This window comes from Tenacibaculum lutimaris (genome assembly GCF_003610735.1).
Classification (GTDB): domain Bacteria; phylum Bacteroidota; class Bacteroidia; order Flavobacteriales; family Flavobacteriaceae; genus Polaribacter; species Polaribacter lutimaris.
In genome coordinates this window covers 418,799-438,235 of sequence record NZ_RAQM01000007.1, presented here as the reverse complement: position 1 = coordinate 438,235, position 19,437 = coordinate 418,799, and the positions used below count along the sequence as shown (strand labels likewise).

Annotated in this window: 16 protein-coding genes and 1 riboswitch; of the genes, 3 read left to right on the top strand and 13 right to left on the bottom strand. The window is 32.2% G+C overall.

Features of this window, described 5'->3' with window-relative positions:
• Nucleotides 1-45 precede the first annotated feature (45 nt).
• Nucleotides 46-951, top strand: coding sequence for a WYL domain-containing protein (locus C8N26_RS05690; protein WP_170141627.1), 906 nt, complete (start codon nucleotides 46-48; stop codon nucleotides 949-951).
• A gap of 12 nt (nucleotides 952-963) precedes the next feature.
• Here the strand turns inward: C8N26_RS05690 and C8N26_RS05685 are convergent, their stop codons facing one another.
• The 12 genes from C8N26_RS05685 to C8N26_RS05630 form a co-directional block, all read right to left on the bottom strand.
• Nucleotides 964-1,683, bottom strand: coding sequence for a hypothetical protein (locus C8N26_RS05685; protein ID WP_120186420.1), 720 nt, complete (start codon nucleotides 1,681-1,683; stop codon nucleotides 964-966).
• Between the two features lie 11 nt (nucleotides 1,684-1,694).
• Nucleotides 1,695-3,800, bottom strand: coding sequence for a DNA helicase RecQ (recQ, locus tag C8N26_RS05680; protein WP_394342637.1), 2,106 nt, complete (start codon nucleotides 3,798-3,800; stop codon nucleotides 1,695-1,697).
• A gap of 68 nt (nucleotides 3,801-3,868) precedes the next feature.
• Complete coding sequence (locus C8N26_RS05675) at nucleotides 3,869-7,027, bottom strand: S41 family peptidase (protein WP_120186419.1); 3,159 nt, start codon at nucleotides 7,025-7,027, stop codon at nucleotides 3,869-3,871.
• A 66-nt stretch (nucleotides 7,028-7,093) separates the two neighbouring features.
• A complete protein-coding gene (trpA, locus tag C8N26_RS05670) occupies nucleotides 7,094-7,864 on the bottom strand; it encodes a tryptophan synthase subunit alpha (RefSeq protein ID WP_120186418.1) in 771 nt (256 codons plus the stop codon).
• 33 nt (nucleotides 7,865-7,897) lie between these two features.
• Nucleotides 7,898-9,073, bottom strand: a complete 1,176-nt coding sequence (gene trpB, locus C8N26_RS05665) for a tryptophan synthase subunit beta (protein ID WP_120186417.1) — start codon at nucleotides 9,071-9,073, stop codon at nucleotides 7,898-7,900.
• 4 nt (nucleotides 9,074-9,077) lie between these two features.
• Nucleotides 9,078-9,719 carry a phosphoribosylanthranilate isomerase gene (locus C8N26_RS05660; protein WP_120186416.1) on the bottom strand — a complete coding sequence of 214 codons (642 nt, stop codon included), beginning with the start codon at nucleotides 9,717-9,719 and terminating at the stop codon, nucleotides 9,078-9,080.
• Nucleotide 9,720: 1 nt separating this feature from the next.
• Nucleotides 9,721-10,509 carry an indole-3-glycerol phosphate synthase TrpC gene (gene trpC, locus C8N26_RS05655; protein WP_120186415.1) on the bottom strand — a complete coding sequence of 263 codons (789 nt, stop codon included), beginning with the start codon at nucleotides 10,507-10,509 and terminating at the stop codon, nucleotides 9,721-9,723.
• Between the two features lie 26 nt (nucleotides 10,510-10,535).
• Complete coding sequence (locus tag C8N26_RS05650) at nucleotides 10,536-10,889, bottom strand: four helix bundle protein (protein ID WP_120186414.1); 354 nt, start codon at nucleotides 10,887-10,889, stop codon at nucleotides 10,536-10,538.
• A 26-nt stretch (nucleotides 10,890-10,915) separates the two neighbouring features.
• Nucleotides 10,916-11,905, bottom strand: a complete 990-nt coding sequence (gene trpD / locus C8N26_RS05645; protein ID WP_120186546.1) for an anthranilate phosphoribosyltransferase — start codon at nucleotides 11,903-11,905, stop codon at nucleotides 10,916-10,918.
• 10 nt (nucleotides 11,906-11,915) lie between these two features.
• Nucleotides 11,916-12,509 (bottom strand): anthranilate synthase component II, encoded by a 594-nt coding sequence (locus tag C8N26_RS05640; RefSeq protein ID WP_120186413.1) that lies wholly within the window; start codon nucleotides 12,507-12,509, stop codon nucleotides 11,916-11,918.
• 55 nt (nucleotides 12,510-12,564) lie between these two features.
• The gene (locus C8N26_RS05635) at nucleotides 12,565-13,956 is read right to left on the bottom strand and encodes an anthranilate synthase component I family protein (protein ID WP_120186412.1); all 1,392 of its coding nucleotides are present in this window, start codon (nucleotides 13,954-13,956) and stop codon (nucleotides 12,565-12,567) included.
• Between the two features lie 215 nt (nucleotides 13,957-14,171).
• On the bottom strand, nucleotides 14,172-15,239 hold the full coding sequence (locus C8N26_RS05630; RefSeq protein WP_147418484.1) for a hypothetical protein: 1,068 nt from the start codon (nucleotides 15,237-15,239) through the stop codon (nucleotides 14,172-14,174).
• A 106-nt stretch (nucleotides 15,240-15,345) separates the two neighbouring features.
• Nucleotides 15,346-15,542, bottom strand: a riboswitch (cobalamin riboswitch).
• 250 nt (nucleotides 15,543-15,792) lie between these two features.
• Between C8N26_RS05630 and asnB the strand changes: the two genes are divergently transcribed.
• Nucleotides 15,793-17,454 (top strand): asparagine synthase B, encoded by a 1,662-nt coding sequence (gene asnB, locus C8N26_RS05625; RefSeq protein WP_120186410.1) that lies wholly within the window; start codon nucleotides 15,793-15,795, stop codon nucleotides 17,452-17,454.
• 57 nt (nucleotides 17,455-17,511) lie between these two features.
• Here the strand turns inward: asnB and C8N26_RS05620 are convergent, their stop codons facing one another.
• Entirely contained in the window at nucleotides 17,512-18,474 is a 963-nt protein-coding gene (locus C8N26_RS05620) for a hypothetical protein (RefSeq protein ID WP_120186409.1), read from the bottom strand.
• Between the two features lie 114 nt (nucleotides 18,475-18,588).
• Between C8N26_RS05620 and C8N26_RS05615 the strand changes: the two genes are divergently transcribed.
• Entirely contained in the window at nucleotides 18,589-19,359 is a 771-nt protein-coding gene (locus C8N26_RS05615; protein WP_120186408.1) for an LA_2272 family surface repeat-containing protein, read from the top strand.
• Nucleotides 19,360-19,437 lie beyond the last annotated feature (78 nt).

The following is a 19,437-nucleotide window of genomic DNA, read 5'->3' as shown; positions in this document are numbered from 1 at the left end:
GTTTTTTTGGAAAATATGTTATTACTTTTGTTAAAAAACTTAGCAATGAATAACAATAAAAATACCATTAGTAAAAAAATACAACGTCAAATAACTATTCTTAACTTTTTAAAATTAGGCACTCAAAAAAGCTCTGATTTACTAAATCATTTAAAGCTTAAAGGACACAGTAATAGCACAAGTACTTTAAGTAATGATATAAAAAGCTTAAAGGATAGTGGCTTTAAAATTGATGATACTACTAAAGGATATTATACTTTATTACTAAATGGTTGTAACGAATTATATTCTCATTTTATAAAGTATCAATCTATGGCAATTGCATATCAAAAAGCACTCAACATACCCAAAAAATATATGCAGTATATATTATTTGAACCAAATGCATTAGAGTTTAATTTTGATGTTTTTAATGATATGTTTAAAGCTATTCAATTAAAGCGTGAAGTTAGTTTTGAGCATGTTCATTTTCAAAAAAACAATACTATTAAAAAGTACACTTTTAAACCCTACATCTTAAAAGAGTACCAAAATAGATGGTACGTTATTGGAGAAACTAAAAAGGGATACAGAACGTTTTCTCTTGATAGGGTTTCTAACCTAAAGATAACTAATAATAACATTACTATAAAATTAGATAGTATAGAAGAAAAACTTAATTACGTTGTAGGTGTTAGCTTTAATGAAAGTACTATAAAACCTCAAATTATAAAACTAAAAATTGACAATAACCAAAAAGAATATATTAAAACCACACCTATTTTTACTAACCAAGAGATAATAGAAGAAAAAGAAACTTATTTCATTTTAAAAATGTTTGTTGGTAACACTATCGAATTGCGACAGCAAATTCTTAAATATGGTAGTAGAATTGAGGTTTTAGAACCAGAAAACTTACGAAATCAAATTCTTGAAGAAATAAATAACTTATTGCTTTTATATAAACAATAAAATAATTCTGGTTTATTTTTTTGTTCTAGTTCTTTTACGGAGTTTAAAAATTCTATCGTTGTAATAGGTTTTCAATTCGGCTACAAATGACATTGGATTTTCATAGGTTGTTAAAACTTTATATGTATAACTCTCTAATAAATCATTCAATACTTTTTCTAATCGCTCAACTTCTTTCACTAAATATGAAGTACTATTGGTTGTTTTTTGAATTAGCGAAATATCTTTATCAAAACTTATAGCCGTATTACCTCCAAAAATATGCGCATGAAAAGCTTCTAACTCTTCTAAACTTCCGTTCTGGTATATTTCAATAAGTTTTGTGGTGGTTTCAGTTGCTTTCTCTTGTTCGTTTTCTTGCATCGAAAATTTATCAGGGTGTACATACAACATTGCCTCTTTATACAACCTTTTCTTCTCTTTTTGATGCTCTCTTTCTTGTGTTACTCGTTCTTTTGAAACAGGAACGACTTGAATAACTTCCTTATAATTTTTACCTTTTCTTTTTTGTGCTAACCTTTTTTCTTTCTTAGCTTTTTTTTGTTGCTTAAACAACATAACCAACTCCCTTTCTTCTACAAGTAAATCAGAAATCTCATTACGTAATGATTGTTCAAAAGGAAATAACTTAGTTTCAACGGAAGCAATTTCAGTCTCAAGGTTTTTAATTCTCTCTTGCAGTCTTGAAACTTCATCTGATTTAGATTCTGTAGGAAAGTTTTCTTTACTCATATGTAATAAACTTATCGCTTCCTTTGTAAAATAGTTAATCCTACTCGTATTTTTTCATACGGAACTTTTTCTCCTAAAAACTCAAAATAGGGTTTTAAAGTTGTTTCGTTTTTCAATACTTTTTTTGCATTTGCAACAAGTGCTAAAGTATCAGCTTCAATAAATTCGTCTAAACTCACATCTTTTCCCTCTAAATAAAGCTTGGATAAATGAGAAAAAATGGTGGTAGGTTTTAATCCTCGATTTTCAGCTATTTCTTCAATCGTAAAACCTTCTTTATATAGTTTAAAAGTTTCTAAAGTTGTATCTTTTTTAGTTCGTTTCTTCTCATTTAAAAAAGTTTTGATTTCTTCCATAAACTCAGCTCCATACACCTCTAGCTTTCGTTGTCCTACTCCGCTGATCGCTAAAAATTCTTCCTCAGATTGTGGTCTTTCGTTTTCTATTTCTCTAAGAGTCGCATCATTAAAAACTAAATATGCTGCTATATCTTCTTCTTGAGCAATACGATAACGTAATTTTCGCAGACGTTCAAATAACGTATCCTTAACTGCTTTTTTCTTTTTCTCTTTTGCTACCGTTTTTACTTCTTTTGTAAACTCTACAGGAGTTGTTAATTGTACTTTTTCACCTTCAAAAAGCACTTTATTTGAAAACTCAGTTAGTTGCAAACTATTATTTAAATGAAAAGCAATTTGACAATACCCTTGATTTGTTAACTGAATTAAATAGTGTTGCCAATCTCTCCAAGAAATATCATTACCTACACCATAGGTTTTTAGCTTATCGTAATTCTTTTCTAAGACGGTCACATTTTTGGCTCCTCTTAATACATCAATCACTGTTCCCATAGCTTCTTTTCCTTGTAATCGATAAATAGCTGATAAACCTTTCTGAGCTATAACCGTTCCATCAAAAAATGTGGGAGGATTCTTACACACGTCACAGTTTCCACAATTTTCTTCTATGAGTTCTCCAAAATAACTCAGTAATATTTTTCTTCGACAAACCGTGGCTTCAGCGAATTGCTTCATCCTTTCTAATTTTGCCTCTTGCACTTCTTTATTTCCTGTTTTTTCTATAAACTGGCGTAACTGAATAACATCTGCATAACTATGAAATAATAAAGCCTTTGCTGGTAAACCATCACGACCTGAACGTCCAATTTCTTGATAATAGCCTTCTATATTTTTAGGCATATTATAGTGAATAACCCAACGAACATTCGATTTGTCAATTCCCATTCCAAATGCAATGGTAGCACAAATTACCTCGCAATCATCTTTGATAAAATCTTCTTGTGTTTGGGCTCTTTCTTCAAATGATAATCCTGCATGGTACGCTTTTGCATCGATGTTATTTTGTTGTAATTTACTAGCTAGTTGCTCTGTAGCCTTTCTACTCAAACAATAAATTATTCCTGCTTCATTAGGTCTTTTCTGAATAAATTTGATGATTTGCTGCACTCTATCGTTTGCAGGGCGCACTTCTAAGGCTATATTCTCTCTATTAAAAGAACTAATAAACTGTGTAGCATAAGGTACAGCTAACTGTTCTAAAATATCTTGTTGCGTAGCTTTATCTGCAGTTGCTGTTAAGGCTACAATTGGAGTTTCTGGTAGCGACTTTTTAAGAAATGCTAATTGTTTGTATGAAGGACGAAAATCGTGCCCCCAAGCAGAAATACAGTGCGCCTCATCGACTGCTATGCAACTTATGTAAGATTGGTTCAATACATTTTGGAGTAATGATAAACTTTCTGGTGCTACATATAATAGTTTTATGCTTTTTGAAGCTATTGCATCGAACACTTCTTGCTGCTCTTGGGTAGATTGACTACTATTAAAAAAAGTTGCGGGAATTCCGTTTGCCTTTAAACTATCTACTTGATCTTTCATCAAGGCTATTAATGGAGAGATTACTAAAGTAACTCCTTCAAAAAATAATGCTGGTAATTGATAACAAATAGACTTTCCTCCCCCTGTTGGCATAATAACCAACGTATCTTTTTTTGCTAATATATTTTCAATAATAGCTTGTTGCTCTAAACGAAAACTATCGTATCCAAAATTTACCTTTAATTTTTCTAACAATTCTTGTTCTGTAATCTGCATCATTTGGCAAAAATAGGAATAAAAAAAGCGCAGAGTTTAAACCCTACGCTTGATCTTATTTTTAGTTATTATTACTTAATATCTTGTAACAACACCTCAACTGCTTTCTTTAATTGAGCATCTTCTCCTCTATCTTTCCATCCTGGTGCATTTTTCACTAAATAATCAGGAGTTGCTGGTGCTTCATTTTCCATGTTCTCTCCCGTTTTCTTCACAAACCATGCTCTAAAAGGCATACGAACCATTCCGTTAGCTAATCGCTTACTTCCAGTAGATACAACAGCTCCAAAAGTTGGCTGACCAACTAATTTCCCTAATCCTAAACTTTTAAATGCATGTGAAAAAATCTCAGCATTTGAATAACTATTCTCATTACACAGCGCTACTACTGGCTTTGTGTTTACTGATAAAATGGCGCGTTCATTAAACGGATAATGATCAGCAAATTTCTTATGATTCTTCAAGCTATTTACCGCTCCTCTTGGAATTGTATACGCATGTTGATCTACATTTAATACCGCCATTAATCTATCAGTAGTCCATCCACCACCATTATAACGCACATCAATTACAATCCCTTTTTTACCATAACCGCTGGCTTTTAATTCACGTTCAAAACGCTCAAAACTTGGCATGTTCATTCCTTGAATATGAATATATCCTAATTGACCGTTAGAATATTCATTTACTAACTTCTTTCTTGAATTTACCCATTCTTCATATTGTAAATTTCTAAGAGATCTTTCTGGACGTAATACCACTTCATTTCCTCCATCTAAACTTAACAATATCTCTTTTGATTGCGTGTTTTTTAATAAGCTATAAAAATTTGTATTCTTTTCAATCTGTTGCCCATTAACAGCAGTAATAATATCACCTACTTTTAATTTACTGTTTGATTTATCAGCTACTGAATTTGGTAATACATATAATATTTTTACTCCTTTTTTAGTGTTTTCAACTTCTAATCCTAATACTCCAACTTTGTCACTTTCATTTCTTGGAGCACTTCCTCTATACCCCATGTGACTTGCATTTAACTGCCCTAAAAGTAAGTTAAACATATAGGTATAATCTTCGTGTGTTGTTGCTGATAATACCCAAGGTTTGTACTTTTTTACTAAAGCATTCCAATTGTATCCGTGGAATTCAGGATCGTAAAAACCAGCTGTTAAAGCACGTACTCCTTCTTCAAAAACTTGTTGATTTAGCTTTTCAATATCTACTGTATAAGTTGCGCTATGAGGAAGATTTGTAATTTTGTCTGATTTAGTATCTAACTGAGCTAACTTTCCTCTTGAAGTAAAGTAAACTTTCCCTTTATTATCTGAAAAATTACCTGCGTTAGTTACCCCTTTTACTAGTTGAGGCTTACTTCCATCCCATTTTACCTTATAAGTACTTCTCTTTTGTGTTGCAGGATCTGTAGCAGAGAAATAAATAAACTCACTATCTGCGCTAAACACAGGGCTATACTCATTGTCTTGTAAAGAAGTAACTTGTACTAAACGATCATAAATTTTGTCTTCGTCAATTTTTACTTCTACCTTTTTCTTAGCTTTTTTATCCTTTTTATCTTTTGAAACTTCTTCCTTTTTCTCAGGATAATATGCTCCTTCTTCACGATCTAACTTTGTTTTTTCCCAGTCAGATTTTTCTAACCAAACCATCCATACGTCATAGTTGATTCCACTTCTGTTTGATAAAAACGCTAATTTCTTACCATCTGCACTCCAAATAGGATTACGATCACTTCTTGGATGCATTGATACATTCATTTTTATTGTTGGGTTTGCTACCGATTGAATAAAAATTTCACTATCAAAATTTAAATCTTCTTGAGAATACGCTATGTATTTGCTATCTGGACTCCATGAAACTCCTTCTGTCTCTGCCCAAGAATTAGAGTATTCTTTTGCGTTCGTAATTTTTCCTTTTTTAATATCACCAATCATTAAAACACCTCTTCCTACTTGATAAGCAATCTTTTTTCCGTCAGGAGATACTAATGAATATTCAACATCTTCTTTACTGTTTGTTAGTTTTGTTACTTTGGTTTTTAAACTACGGTGTAGACCAACTAAAGTATCTGTTGACACAGCACTATACAACTCAAAATGTCCATCTCTATCAGAAGAAAACACTACCATTTTATTATCTAACCACTGTGGATTGACATCTCTATATGGGTGCTTACTAACATTGTTTGAGTACTTTTTCTCTTTGTTATTTTCTTTTACAAAAATTTCTCCATTAATCTCTAAAGCAACACTTTTCCCATCAGGAGAAATAGCATAATTACTTATTTCATTTGAGACTGTTTTTGTTTCTTCTTCTGCAAAACGATTATCAGAAACAATCTTTAAATCAATTTTTTCTACTTCTCCATTCTCTAATTTATAGGTGTCAATTCCGCTTATATAAACAATCGTTCCATTATTACTTACCGAAAATGTTTGTACACCATCTTTGGTATGTTTTGTTAATTGTGTTACGGTTCCGCTTGTTGTTCCGTTTGTAGAAATTGTTTGTTTATAGATATTATAACGCCCACTTTCAGCACCTATATAATACAAATTCCCAGTAGTATCCCAAGCTGGTGAATGATCATTTTTATTACTAGTTGTTATTTGATTGTATTGGTTTGTCTCAGTATTATAAATCCAGATATCACGTTGAGCTGAACCCGTATAATCTTCACGAGATATACGACAAGCTCCTTTAGTAAAAGCTATTAATTTTCCGTTAGGAGATACTACTGCCATTTCTCCATACGCAGTTAATAAACGACGAGGAGTTTCTCCTTTTTCATTAACTACATACATTTGTTTATCCCACTCAGGACCTCTTAATACACGACCTGTGGTAAACACAACATCTCCTTCTTTTGTCCAATCCGTAGGTGTGTTTGTTGTTGGATAAAACGTTAATTGCTTTGGCACTCCTCCATTTACAGAGGTTATAAATACATTATCATTTCCTTTTCTGTTAGAAGAAAATGCAATTTCTGTTCCGTTATCATTCCATACAGGATCACTTTCATATCCTTTATGAATGGTTAATCTTTTTGTTTGTTGATTGTTGAAATTGTACAGCCAAATATCACCGTAATAACTAAATGCCATTTGAGAAGCATCAGGGCTAATCGCTGGCTTACGTATTAACGTAGTTTGAGCTGACAAGAAATTCCCCGCTAAAAGTGCAAGTCCTAAAAATACTTTTTTTGTCATGTTGTTTGATTTTAAATGACCAAATTACTTGTTTAAGACTATAAACACATAAAATTTAGCAATTTCTTAACAAGTTTTAATAGTTGATATAAAATTTACAATTCCTCCAATTCCTTTTTTATCTAACTCTTTAATAAATGCCGATCCAATAATAGCTCCATTCATATACTCACAAGCAGTTGTAAAAGTTTTATTGTCAGAAATACCAAAACCAACAATAAGTTTGCTCTGTATATCCATAGCTTGAATTCTTTTAAAATAGGTTATTTGTTCTTCTGAAACTTCGCCTTTGGCTCCTGTAATAGACGCCGAAGCAACTACATAAATAAAAGCTTTAGTTAAGCTATCAATCTTACGAATACGTTCTTCGGAAGTGTGCGGTGTAATTAAAAACACATTAATGATTCCATAGCTGTCAAACAATTGTTGATAATGATTTTCAAACTCAACCATAGGTAAATCTGGAATAATTATAGTATCAATTCCGCAATCTTTTACTTTTTGACAGAATTTATCTTCTCCATATTTAATAATCTGGTTCAAATACCCCATTAATACTAAAGGCGTTTTATTTGAATTTTTAATCGACTCTAATTGCTGAAAAACCACATCGAGATTCATGCCGTTTTTCAATGCTACATCACTACTATGCTGAATAGTTGGACCATCAGCTAACGGATCAGAATATGGTAAACCTACCTCTATGAAGTCCACACCACTTTTACTTAGTTCATCAATAATTTTAGTTGTATCGTCTAATTTTGGAAAACCTGCTGTAAAAAAAATTGATAGTAAATCGTTTTCCTTTTGATTGAATATATCTTGAATTGAATTCATTTCTAATAGCTTTTAGCCATTAGCCAGAGGCTATTAGCTTAAATGTTTTATATACGTTTCTAAATCTTTATCTCCTCTTCCTGATAAATTTACCACCACAACTTGATCTTTTTGTAAATTCATTTTCGGTAATACTGCCAAGGCATGCGCACTTTCTAACGCAGGAATAATTCCTTCTATTTTTGTTAGCTCGTAGGCTGCATCTAAAGCTTCCCTATCAGTAGCATTCATGAATGTTGCGCGTTTTGTTTCATGTAAATAAGCATGCAAAGGACCAACTCCTGGATAATCCAATCCTGCTGAAATCGAATACGGTTCTACAATTTGTCCGTACTCATCTTGCATTAAAATAGTTTTACTTCCATGAATAACTCCTACTTCTCCTAATTGTGATGTCGCAGCACTTTCTCCTGAATCAACTCCCAAACCTGCTGCTTCAACTGCGATTAATTCCACTTCTTCATCTTCTAAATAATGATAAAAAGCACCAGCTGCATTACTTCCCCCTCCTACACAAGCAATAATAGTATCCGGATTCTCTTTACCTGTTTGTTCTTTTAGCTGTACTTTCATTTCTTCTGAAATTACTGCTTGTAAACGTGCTACCATATCCGGATATGGATGTGGCCCCACTACAGAACCTATCAAATAATACGTATCTGGGTGTTGAATCCAATAACGAATCGCTTCATTGGTGGCATCTTTTAAGGTTTTACTTCCACTGGTTGCAGCGACTACTGTTGCTCCTAACATTTTCATACGTGCTACATTGGGTGCTTGACGTTTAATATCGGTTTCTCCCATAAAAACAACGCACTCTAAGCCCATTAATGCACACACTGTTGCTGTAGCCACTCCATGTTGTCCTGCTCCTGTTTCTGCTAAAATTTTAGTCTTCCCTAAATGTTTTGCTATTAAAATCTGACCAATGGTGTTATTTACTTTATGCGCTCCTGTATGATTTAAATCTTCTCGCTTTAAATAAATAGTCGCTCCGTATTTCTCTGATAATCGTTTTGCTAAATACAACGGACTCGGACGACCAACATAGTGTTTTAATAAGTCTTTATATTCTTGCTGAAAAGTTTCAGACTCTATAATTTGTATATAATTGTCTTCTAACTCTTTTACATTTGGGTATAACAATTCTGGAATAAACGCTCCCCCAAATTGTCCGTAATACCCGTTATTATCTGGTTGAAATTTCATATGATTAGCTTTTAGCTGTTAGCTTTTGGCAATAAGCCTTAAACTGTTCTATTTTTTTTACTGATTTTATTCCTGGTTTTGTTTCAAACTTGCTGTTCACATCAATGGCATAGCAATACTTAGATGCTGACGTTTTAAAAAACATGGTTAACTCATCCACTTCTTCCAAACCTATTCCACCGCTTAAGAAGTACCCTTTTGTTGAATTATAATCTTTTAAAACTTGCCAATTAAATGTTATCCCATTTCCTCCTCGCTCTTTTCCTTTAGTATCAAACAAAAAGTAATCAACTACTTCTTCGTACGGTTTTAAAAGCTCAAAATTGAATGCTCCTTTAATTCCAAATACTTTTATGATTTCTACTTTTGGTAGATGTTGTTTTAACTCTTTAATATACGCTACAGATTCATCTCCATGCAACTGAACTGCTTCTAACTGATATTCTTCAACTAATGAAACTACTATTTCTACATATTCATTTACAAAAACGCCTACTTTTTTGATTCCTTTGGGTAGTTTCGGAATGATACCTTCAAAATTTCTTGGAGATTTTTCATAGAAAATAAAGCCTAAATAATCAGGTTGTAATTCAGCTACTTGCTGAATATTTTCTACAAACTTCATCCCGCAAACTTTTAGTTTCATATTATCTAATTTGATCGATAAATTCTTGACATGCTTGTCCAGGGTTATCTGTTTTCATAAAATTTTCTCCTATTAAAAAACCATGAAAACCATGTTCTTTTAACCCCGTAATAATTCTTGGATCAGAAATTCCGCTTTCAGAAACCTTCACAACAGTATCAGGAATTTGATTTGCTAAGTTTATAGAATGCTCTAAATCAACTTCAAATGTTTTTAAGTTTCTATTATTAATTCCTATAATTTTATTGTCTAAATCTCCAATTTTATCTAAGTCTTCTTGTGTATGTACTTCGTACAATACCTCTAAACCTAAGTCTGTAGCTAACTGTCCGTAATTTTTCAATTGCTCTGGGGTTAAACAAGTAGCTATTAGCAAAACAACATCAGCTCCAATAGCTTTTGCTTCCACGATTTGAAATCCATCAACAATAAAGTCTTTTCTCAAAATTGGTTTTTGTTGGTTGATAACTCTCGCTTCCATTAAATCTGCCATGGTTCCTCCAAAGAAAGAAGTATCGGTTAAAATAGATTGTGCTGCTACATTGGCATCTAAATATCCGTTGGTTACTTCAGCAACTGTTGACTTGTCATTGATAATTCCCTTGGAAGGTGATTGACGTTTAAACTCGGCTATAATTCCTGTTGAATATGGCTCTAACAATGATTTTTTTAACGAGATTGGTTGTCTTTTAAAATTTGGACTCTCCACCAGTTTTTTAACAGCAACCTCAGCTTTTATTTTTGCTACTTCTTGTTTTTTAAAGGCTATTATTTTATCTAGTATTGTCATATCAATTATAAATTATGATTTTTTAATTATGAATTACGAATTGTCTTTTGGATGCTTCCTATTATTTTAAGTATTTCCTCTGTATCATTTAAAAATGATTGTGCTGTATCTTTTGAAAGAAAACCAGTGTCTTTTAACAAACGAATCCAATAATGTGTTTCTCTTGCTTCTTTATATGCTATGGTTAGTTTAGCATAAAAATCTTTTCTGCTCTGCCCACCAATTGCTTCTTCTATATTCGCTCCAATTGATGTACCTGAACGTAATAATTGTTTACTTAAAACGAACTCCTTTCTCTCTTGTGATAAATGTTTGTACAAGTTCACAGTTCTCACAGCAAAATCATAGCTCTTTTCCTGAATAATATTACCCTTTTTCATAATTAACAATTTATAATTCGTAATTACTAATTCGTAATTAATTTATTTAAACATTCTTTCGCTTTTAACCCTAATAAAGAGTCTTTTGCTTCTTCAAAAGCAGTTTCAAAACTCTTCGCTTTATCAAAGGTTTTTAAAGCAAAAGCAGCATTGGTTAATACCACATTGTTTTGTGCTTCTGTTCCTTTTCCATTTATAATATTCACAAATATTTCGGCAGCTTCTTTCACTGTATTTCCTCCAAAAATAGCAGATGGAGCAATTTGTTGTTGTCCTAAATCAGACGGGGAAACTTGTTGCTCTGCTTCTTTTGTAAATAATTTAAAATCTCCTGTGAGTGAAATTTCATCATACCCGTCTAGTGCGTGTACCACCCCATAATTCACATTCGATTGCTGTAACATATAATTGTATACTCTGGCTACTTCTAAATTGAACACGCCTACCAACTGGTTTTGTGGTCGACTCGGATTTACCAACGGACCTAACATGTTGAAAAATGTTTTTACGCCTAATTCTCTTCTGATGGGAGCCACTACTTTCATCGCTGGGTGAAATAACGGCGCGTGTAAAAAACAAATATTCGCTTCTTCTAACTGACGCTTTAAAGTTGATTCATCGTTTGTAAAGTTATATCCTAAAAACTCCAACATATTAGAAGATCCTGAAGCTGAAGACACCCCATAGTTTCCATGTTTTGCAACTTTATGTCCTGTTCCTGCTACGATAAATGAGGTTAATGTTGAAATGTTAAACGTGTTTTTCCCATCACCTCCTGTTCCACATAAATCAATGGTGTTAAAATCTGACAAATCTACTTTTATTGCTAATTCCAACAAAGCTTCTCTAAACCCTGACAATTCATCAACTGAAACTGGACGCATTAAAAACACCGTAATAAATGCAGCTATTTGCGAAGCATTATATTTTTCTTGTGCAATGTTCATCAACACTTCTTTCGATTGTTCTTTCGTTAATCGTTTTTGTTCAAATAGGGTGTTTAGTATTTTTTTCATGTGAATAGCTTTAAGCTTTTGGCTTTTGGCTTTTCGCCAAATCAATAAAATTCTGAATCATTTTTTTCCCTTCTGGAGTTAAAATACTTTCTGGATGAAACTGTACTGCTTCAATAGCAAATTCTTTATGTCGCAATGCCATAATACTGCCGTCTTCATCAATTGCTGTTATTTCTAATTCCTCTGGAAAATTGTTATGAGAGGCAATCCAAGAATGATAGCGTGCTGCTTCAAATGCTTCTGGAATACCTTTAAAGGTTGTAGTGTCTTTTTTAGTCACTTTCATTTCAGTAGCAACTCCATGAAACACATCATTTAAGTTTTCTAACTCCCCACCAAAAACTTCAGTAATTGCTTGCAGCCCTAAACACACTCCAAAAATTGGAGTTTTACCTGCATAGGTTTTAATCGTTTCTTTTAAAATACCCGCTTCATCTGGAATTCCTGGTCCCGGAGATAAAATAATAGCATCATAATTTTTAATCTCTTCCAAAGAAATTTCATCGTTACGATACACATCAGGCAATTTTCCTGTGATATCTTCTACATAATGTACCAAATTATAGGTAAACGAGTCGTAATTATCTAATATTAATATGTTCATTTCTTTAGCTTTTGGCTCTTGGTTATTAGCAAAAAACTAACAACTAAAAGTTAATTTATATTTCTTCTGCTAACACTAATGCTTTTTTTAATGCTGCCAATTTGTTATTTACTTCTTGTAATTCGTTTTCTTCTTTTGAGTTGATCACGATTCCTGCTCCTGCTTGATAAAACAAGGTGTTATTTTTACTTACAAAAGAACGAATCGCAATTGCTTGATTTACATTTCCGTTCAATCCTATAAATCCAACACATCCTCCGTAAAATCCACGAGTTTGATTTTCATAAGTATCAATCAACTCCATCGCTTTATATTTAGGCGCTCCACTCAAAGTTCCTGCCGGAAATGTATCTCCTACAATTTCTATCGGATTTCCTGTAATCTTTCCTGTTACTGCAGAAACTAAATGAATTACATGACTAAAATACTGCACTTCTTTATAAGTTTCAACCGTTACATTAGTAGCATGCTTGCTTAAGTCATTTCTTGCTAAATCCACCAACATTACATGTTCAGCATTCTCTTTCGGGTCATTTGCTAGCTCTTTTGCTAACTCCCTATCTTTCTCGTCATCTCCTGTTCTTCTAAAGGTTCCTGCAATTGGATTAATAATTGCCTGACCTTCTTCTATTTTAATTTGCGCTTCAGGTGAAGACCCCATCAACTTAAAGCTTCCGTAATCAAAATAAAATAAATAAGGTGAAGGATTTATAGAACGTAATGCTCTATACACATTAAATTCATCACCTTTAAATTGTTGTTGAAATTGACGTGAAAGTACTAACTGAAAAACATCTCCCCTTTTACAATGTTCCTTTGCTTTGGTTACACTTTGCTTAAATTCTTCATCTGTTATATTAGAAGTTTCTTCTCCTTGAAAAGCAAAGTCGTATTTTGCAAAAGATTGAGAATTTACCAAGTTTTCTATTTCAAACAATCGAGACTCTTCTCCTTCAGGAATATTTTCTATCAAAATCATTTCGTTCTTAAAATGATTAATAGCTACTATAAATCGAAAAAAACTGTATTGTAATAACGGAATGTTAGACGGTGCTTTTTTAGAATTAATTTGTATGGTTTCAAAATATTGCACAGCATCAAATGTGGTATAACCATACAACCCATTGAATGATTTAATTTCCTCTGAACAATCAACATCTATTAAACTACTATATGCATCAAACTTTTGGTAAAAATCTCTTTGAATCGGTTCTCTTTTCAATTCTTCTTTTTGATAAGACAATAACAACTCATCATTTTCTGCCTTGATTGTTACTAAAGGTTCTATACATAAAAATGAATAGCTATTTTCTTTACTATGATAGTCTGAACTTTCTAACAGTAAACTATTCGCATACTTATCTCTTATTTTCAAGTACAAACTTACTGGCGTAACCATATCTGCCAATTGTTTTTTTGCTATCGTTTTAAATTTTATTTTTTTCATTTTAGTTTGATGTATAAAAACAAAAAAGGCTTATCATGAGATAAGCCTTTTCGTTGTATTATAGATATAACAAGATGGTCTCACTAACGTAAGTCATGAGTTTTCCACCACCAGTTATTTAATTGTTGATTCATCATTATGGTACAAATGTATAAAGTGATTTTGAATTGACAAATTTTTTTAGATTAAAAAATTTACTCGCAACAAAAAGCAAATTAGTTAATTGAAAAATCTTCTTTAGAAAAAAATATATCTATTGGCGAGTTTCCTACTCCTTTTACAGTTTTAAAAACAGAAGCATCTTCATTATAAATTACTAAAATACTTTTATCTGTATCAAAAAAGTCTTCTGCCCCTAAAACATATATTTTTCCTGTTGTGGGATGCTCTCTTACTATGGTGGTAAGCATTACTCCATCTGTCATCGGGTTTACAAATTCTGCAGCTTCTTTACTCTCCGTATTAAAACGATGAATTGAACCTGTGTTTACCTCCACCCAATAAATAGTATTACTAGAAAAATCCATTGTAAGCATACTTGTTTTGTATAAATTAACCCCATCTAGAGTGATTGTTTCTGCCACAGAATAATCATTCGATAGACTTACAAATTGTGCTTTTTCTCCTACTCTTTTTTCGGTTCCAACCCAAATTTTGTTGTTTTTATCTTTTAGGATTCCTGAAATAACATCTTCAAATATTACTGCAGTTGTTAAAGACTTATCTTTCGTATTTAACACTTTCAACTCTTTATCATCAGCAATCAATACATTTTCTCCATCTACTAAAAGACCTGACTTCGAAAACAGTACTTTATCAGAGATTCCTTCTATTCTATCTTTTACTCCTTCATTAATATTAAAAAATGACAAGCTGTATGTTTTACTTCTTCCACTCCCTGCAGTTGAAATCATCAATCCTTCAGTTTCAGAAAACATTGTTAAATATGAAGGATCAGTTACCGCAGAAGTTGTTACTACTTTTTCTACAGCTAAATTCTGTAAATTAAACTTTGTAACATAATCAGGACCTGATTGTGACACAGCAAACAATTTATTTTCATATTCTGAAAAAGATATTGTGTTTTTATTTAACGACTCAAAAACACTAGATGTAAAAACCTGGTCTTCATCTAAATGCCCTATTACTGTTTTATCACCTTCATATCCTACTATAAAAGAGTTATCATAAATTGGAGTTGGTTCATGTTTTATTGAATCACTTGAACAAGAAAAAAATGTCATAAACAGACATAACAATGCAATACCGTAAATACGTATCATCTTTATAATTAATTTAAAATTTCAGAAAATAAAAAACACTTTCAAGTATTATACATTTTAAATACTTGCGTGTATTATTGTTAATCCTTTTAATCCCGAAAGGATAACAACAAATAAAATTTTGGCAGGTCTCCTGACTAACATCTTATTACTACCTTCCCGTAAAAAACAGTGGTGTAAGAAATAATAAGTATCTATTTATAATAGACGTAGCTTACAGTTGCGGGTACAGTTTAGGACTTTCACCTAATTCCCTTTTAATTTTCTTTTCTTAAAAGAAAAACCGCGGCAAATATATTTTAGTCTTAGTTAAGAATCATAAACTTTAACAATAATAATCTATGTTATTATTTTTCTACAATCTAACTTTATACACATCAATCTATTGCTAAAAAAACTAAGTAACAACAGCTTTTATCTCAATAAACAATTACAAATAATTACATTTTTTAAATTTATAGTTTAAATTTTAAACCAATAAACAATATACGATTTACAAAAAACAACATCATTAGTTTATTTGCATTGCAATAATTAATTAAAAACAAAAATTATGTGTGGAATTGTATGTGCTTTCGATTTGAAAGAGAAATCTGAGAAACTAAGACCTCAAATTTTAGAAATGGCTAAGAAAGTTCGTCATAGAGGTCCGGATTGGAGTGGAATTTACAGCGATGAAAAAGTAATAATGGCGCATGAGCGATTAGCAATCGTTGATCCAGCTTCTGGTCAACAACCATTATTTAGTTATGATCGTAGATTTGTGTTAGCTGCCAATGGAGAGATATACAACCACAAAGAAATTAGAAAACAACTTAAAGAACAACACGAGTTTTTAACACAATCTGACTGTGAGGTTATCTTAACTTTATACAAAGAAAAAGGTGTGGAGTTTTTAGATGACCTAAACGGAATCTTCGGCTTCGCTGTATATGACTCAATGACTGATGAATATTTAATAGCTCGTGATCATATGGGAATTATCCCTTTATACATGGGGTGGGATAAACATGGAACCTTTTATGTTGCTTCTGAATTAAAAGCTTTAGAAGGAGTTTGCAACAAGATTGAAGTATTTCCTCCTGGGCACTATTACACTCGTGAAGATGGATTACAAAGATGGTATTCTCGTGACTGGATGGAATATGAAGCTGTTAGAGATAACCAAACTTCTATTGATGAAGTACGTGATGCTTTAGAAGCTGCTGTTCATCGTCAATTAATGAGTGATGTACCTTACGGAGTTTTATTATCTGGAGGATTAGATTCTTCTATTACCTCTGCAATTGCTAAAAAATATGCGGCGAAGCGTGTAGAATCTGACGACAAAGATGCCGCGTGGTATCCACAACTACATTCATTTTCAGTTGGGTTAGATGGCTCTCCTGATTTAGCTGCAGCAAAAAAAGTTTCAGAACATTTAGGTACTATTCACCATGAAATTACCTTTACCATTCAAGAAGGATTGGATGCTATAAAAGATGTAATTTACAACCTAGAAACCTACGATATTACAACAGTTCGTGCTTCTACTCCTATGTATTTAATGGCACGTGTTATTAAATCAATGGGTATAAAAATGGTCTTATCAGGTGAAGGTGCTGACGAACTTTTTGGAGGATATTTATACTTCCACAAAGCTCCAGATGCTGAAGAATTTCACAAAGAAACAGTACGTAAATTAGATAAACTATATCAATATGATTGTTTACGTGCTAACAAAAGTTTAATGGCTTGGGGAATTGAGGGACGTGTTCCATTCTTAGATAAAGAATTTATGGATGTGGCTATGCGTATTAACCCTGAAGATAAAATGATTAACGGTGAACGTATGGAAAAATGGGTATTACGTAAGGCTTTTGAAAGTTATTTACCGAAAGAAGTTGCTTGGAGACAAAAAGAACAATTCTCTGACGGAGTTGGGTACAACTGGATTGACACTTTAAAAGAAGTTGTTGAGGCTGCGGTTACTGATGAAATGATGGAAAATGCTGCACACCGTTTCCCTACTCAAACACCAAGAGCAAAAGAAGAATATTACTATCGTACCATTTTTGAAGAACATTTTCCTAGTGAAGCTGCTGCATTAACTGTGCCTTCTGTGCCTTCAATTGCGTGTAGTACACCAACTGCATTAGCTTGGGATAAAAGTTTTCAAAACCAAAACGAACCTTCTGGTAGAGCCATCAAAGCTGTACATGAAGATGCTTACTAAGAAAAATCTTAGTTCAGATTTTAGTTGTGTAAAACCTCGCCAATTGGTGAGGTTTTTTTATTCAAAATCTAAAATACTATCTGCTTTTATTAAACTGATCAGAGCATTAATTTTCTGCATCATTTTATTATAGAACTTATTTTGCTCTTTTTCTCCAGAGGTATTTAAAAGTTTCGAATGCTTAATTTGATTCTCCATGTAGTTTTTAGCTTCTAAACATGTTTCGCTATCTGCTGTTTTAAAATATGAAAGCATAGAATTTGGGACAAATAGAAGCTGTTGCTCTTGGTTAAACACCAGTACATTATTATTCATCAATAAAAGTTCATTATAGTAAAGTTCAAATCCTTTATTTTCTAAAACCTTTTCAGAAATACTATTCAACAACACCTTTAACTCTCTACAAAGACTCATTGCTTCAATCGCAGAGATTTGCCCTGCTTCATAATAAAAGTAAATCTGCTTTAGCGTACTATTGATAGTTGTTGTATCCCAAATTTCAGACACATTCAAAAAGCTGTAAAAATCTCCAAGCCGCTTTCCTGATTGTATAGTAGATAGTTTAGGATAGAAACTATCAAAACGAACATTTCTAAATTCTACACACAGCAACTTCATCCAAACATACATTTTAAATCTACTTAATAGCGAATCATCAATTAAATAAAACAGCGGGATGTCTTTTGCTGAATAGTAGATTTTAAAACTCTTATCTTTTGCTGTTTCAACTAATAAGTTATAAGAGGTATCAAAATATTCTCGTAAACTATCTTCATCCTTTATTTGAAGTGTCTTTTCTACTGACACATAATTTTTCACTACTTCTCCATACAATGTATCTAATGAAAAGTTAAAATGTTTAGCTAACAAAACTGCCTCATCTAAAGAAATCTTGCTTTTTAAACTCGTCCTTCTGTGCGCAGCATCATAACTAATCTGTAAAACAACAGCCAATGTATCGTTAAGTGATTTGCCTCTTAACTCTTTTTTTATTCGCTCTAATAAAACCTTCTGAAACATTTTTAAAAATAATCATTTTGTGATAATCACAAAAATATTTTTATAAAACCGCTAATCAAACAATTAAAACTTGATTAATCACAATAATTTTACCATAAACAAAATCAATAAATTATGAAAAATATTTACTTACTATTACTAGTTTGTTGCTTAACTACACAAGCGCAAAGCAGAAAATTTAGAGCCCCTATTTGGACAACTCATTCTAAAAACACAGATATTGCTGGTGTATCAATCGGCACTTTTCCAAAATCAATTTTTACAGACTCTACACTAACCAGAACATTCGGGGTACGATTAGAGATTCCCGGTCTTGGTATACTTCTGCCACTTATACCTAAATCTCCTTTATCAACCAGTTTAACAGAATTTGAAAATAAACTTGATTCAGAACCTTCAGAAATTGTATATGGAATAAATCTATCATCTGGATCAACAGCAGAAACTCAAGTTAATGGTATTTCAGGTGCTTTCATTGGTCAGTATTTCATAAAAATGAACGGGATAGCAATTGCAGGAATAGGAAATATAATTGAAAAACAAAACGGAATGGCATTAAGTATTTTAGGAAATGACAGCTACGTTATGAATGGTCTCAGCGGGAGCTTCATTGGAAATCATACACAAACTTTAAACGGAGCTCAAATTGGAGGATTTAACGTTTCAGAATTCACCAATGGAATCCAAATTGGAATCCAAAATAACAACAACAAAAACCAAAACTTAACTAATGGAGCCCAAATAGGAGTTTTGAACTACACAGAAGACCTTCAAGGTGTTCAAATTGGATTAATTAACAACACAAAATCATTAAAAGGTATTCAAATTGGTTTATGGAATAAAAATGAAAAGCGCTCGCTCCCTATCATAAACTGGAACTTTTAATTTGAGATTAAAACTAAAACAACCTTAAAATCCTGTTAAATCTAATCTATTAATGTTTTATGAATCATTTTTAATATT

Coding starts and splice junctions, on each gene's coding strand:
- trpD (WP_120186546.1), bottom strand. CDS start 11,905: ATGAAAAAAATACTAAACACCCTATTTGAACAAAAACGATTAACGAAA.
- C8N26_RS05615 (WP_120186408.1), top strand. CDS start 18,589: ATGAAAAATATTTACTTACTATTACTAGTTTGTTGCTTAACTACACAA.
- trpA (WP_120186418.1), bottom strand. CDS start 7,864: ATGAATTCAATTCAAGATATATTCAATCAAAAGGAAAACGATTTACTA.
- asnB (WP_120186410.1), top strand. CDS start 15,793: ATGTGTGGAATTGTATGTGCTTTCGATTTGAAAGAGAAATCTGAGAAA.
- C8N26_RS05690 (WP_170141627.1), top strand. CDS start 46: ATGAATAACAATAAAAATACCATTAGTAAAAAAATACAACGTCAAATA.
- C8N26_RS05650 (WP_120186414.1), bottom strand. CDS start 10,889: ATGAAAAAGGGTAATATTATTCAGGAAAAGAGCTATGATTTTGCTGTG.
- C8N26_RS05675 (WP_120186419.1), bottom strand. CDS start 7,027: ATGACAAAAAAAGTATTTTTAGGACTTGCACTTTTAGCGGGGAATTTC.
- C8N26_RS05660 (WP_120186416.1), bottom strand. CDS start 9,719: ATGAAACTAAAAGTTTGCGGGATGAAGTTTGTAGAAAATATTCAGCAA.
- C8N26_RS05635 (WP_120186412.1), bottom strand. CDS start 13,956: ATGAAAAAAATAAAATTTAAAACGATAGCAAAAAAACAATTGGCAGAT.
- C8N26_RS05685 (WP_120186420.1), bottom strand. CDS start 1,683: ATGAGTAAAGAAAACTTTCCTACAGAATCTAAATCAGATGAAGTTTCA.
- C8N26_RS05640 (WP_120186413.1), bottom strand. CDS start 12,509: ATGAACATATTAATATTAGATAATTACGACTCGTTTACCTATAATTTG.
- trpC (WP_120186415.1), bottom strand. CDS start 10,509: ATGACAATACTAGATAAAATAATAGCCTTTAAAAAACAAGAAGTAGCA.
- trpB (WP_120186417.1), bottom strand. CDS start 9,073: ATGAAATTTCAACCAGATAATAACGGGTATTACGGACAATTTGGGGGA.
- recQ (WP_394342637.1), bottom strand. CDS start 3,800: ATGATGCAGATTACAGAACAAGAATTGTTAGAAAAATTAAAGGTAAAT.
- C8N26_RS05620 (WP_120186409.1), bottom strand. CDS start 18,474: ATGTTTCAGAAGGTTTTATTAGAGCGAATAAAAAAAGAGTTAAGAGGC.
- C8N26_RS05630 (WP_147418484.1), bottom strand. CDS start 15,239: ATGATACGTATTTACGGTATTGCATTGTTATGTCTGTTTATGACATTT.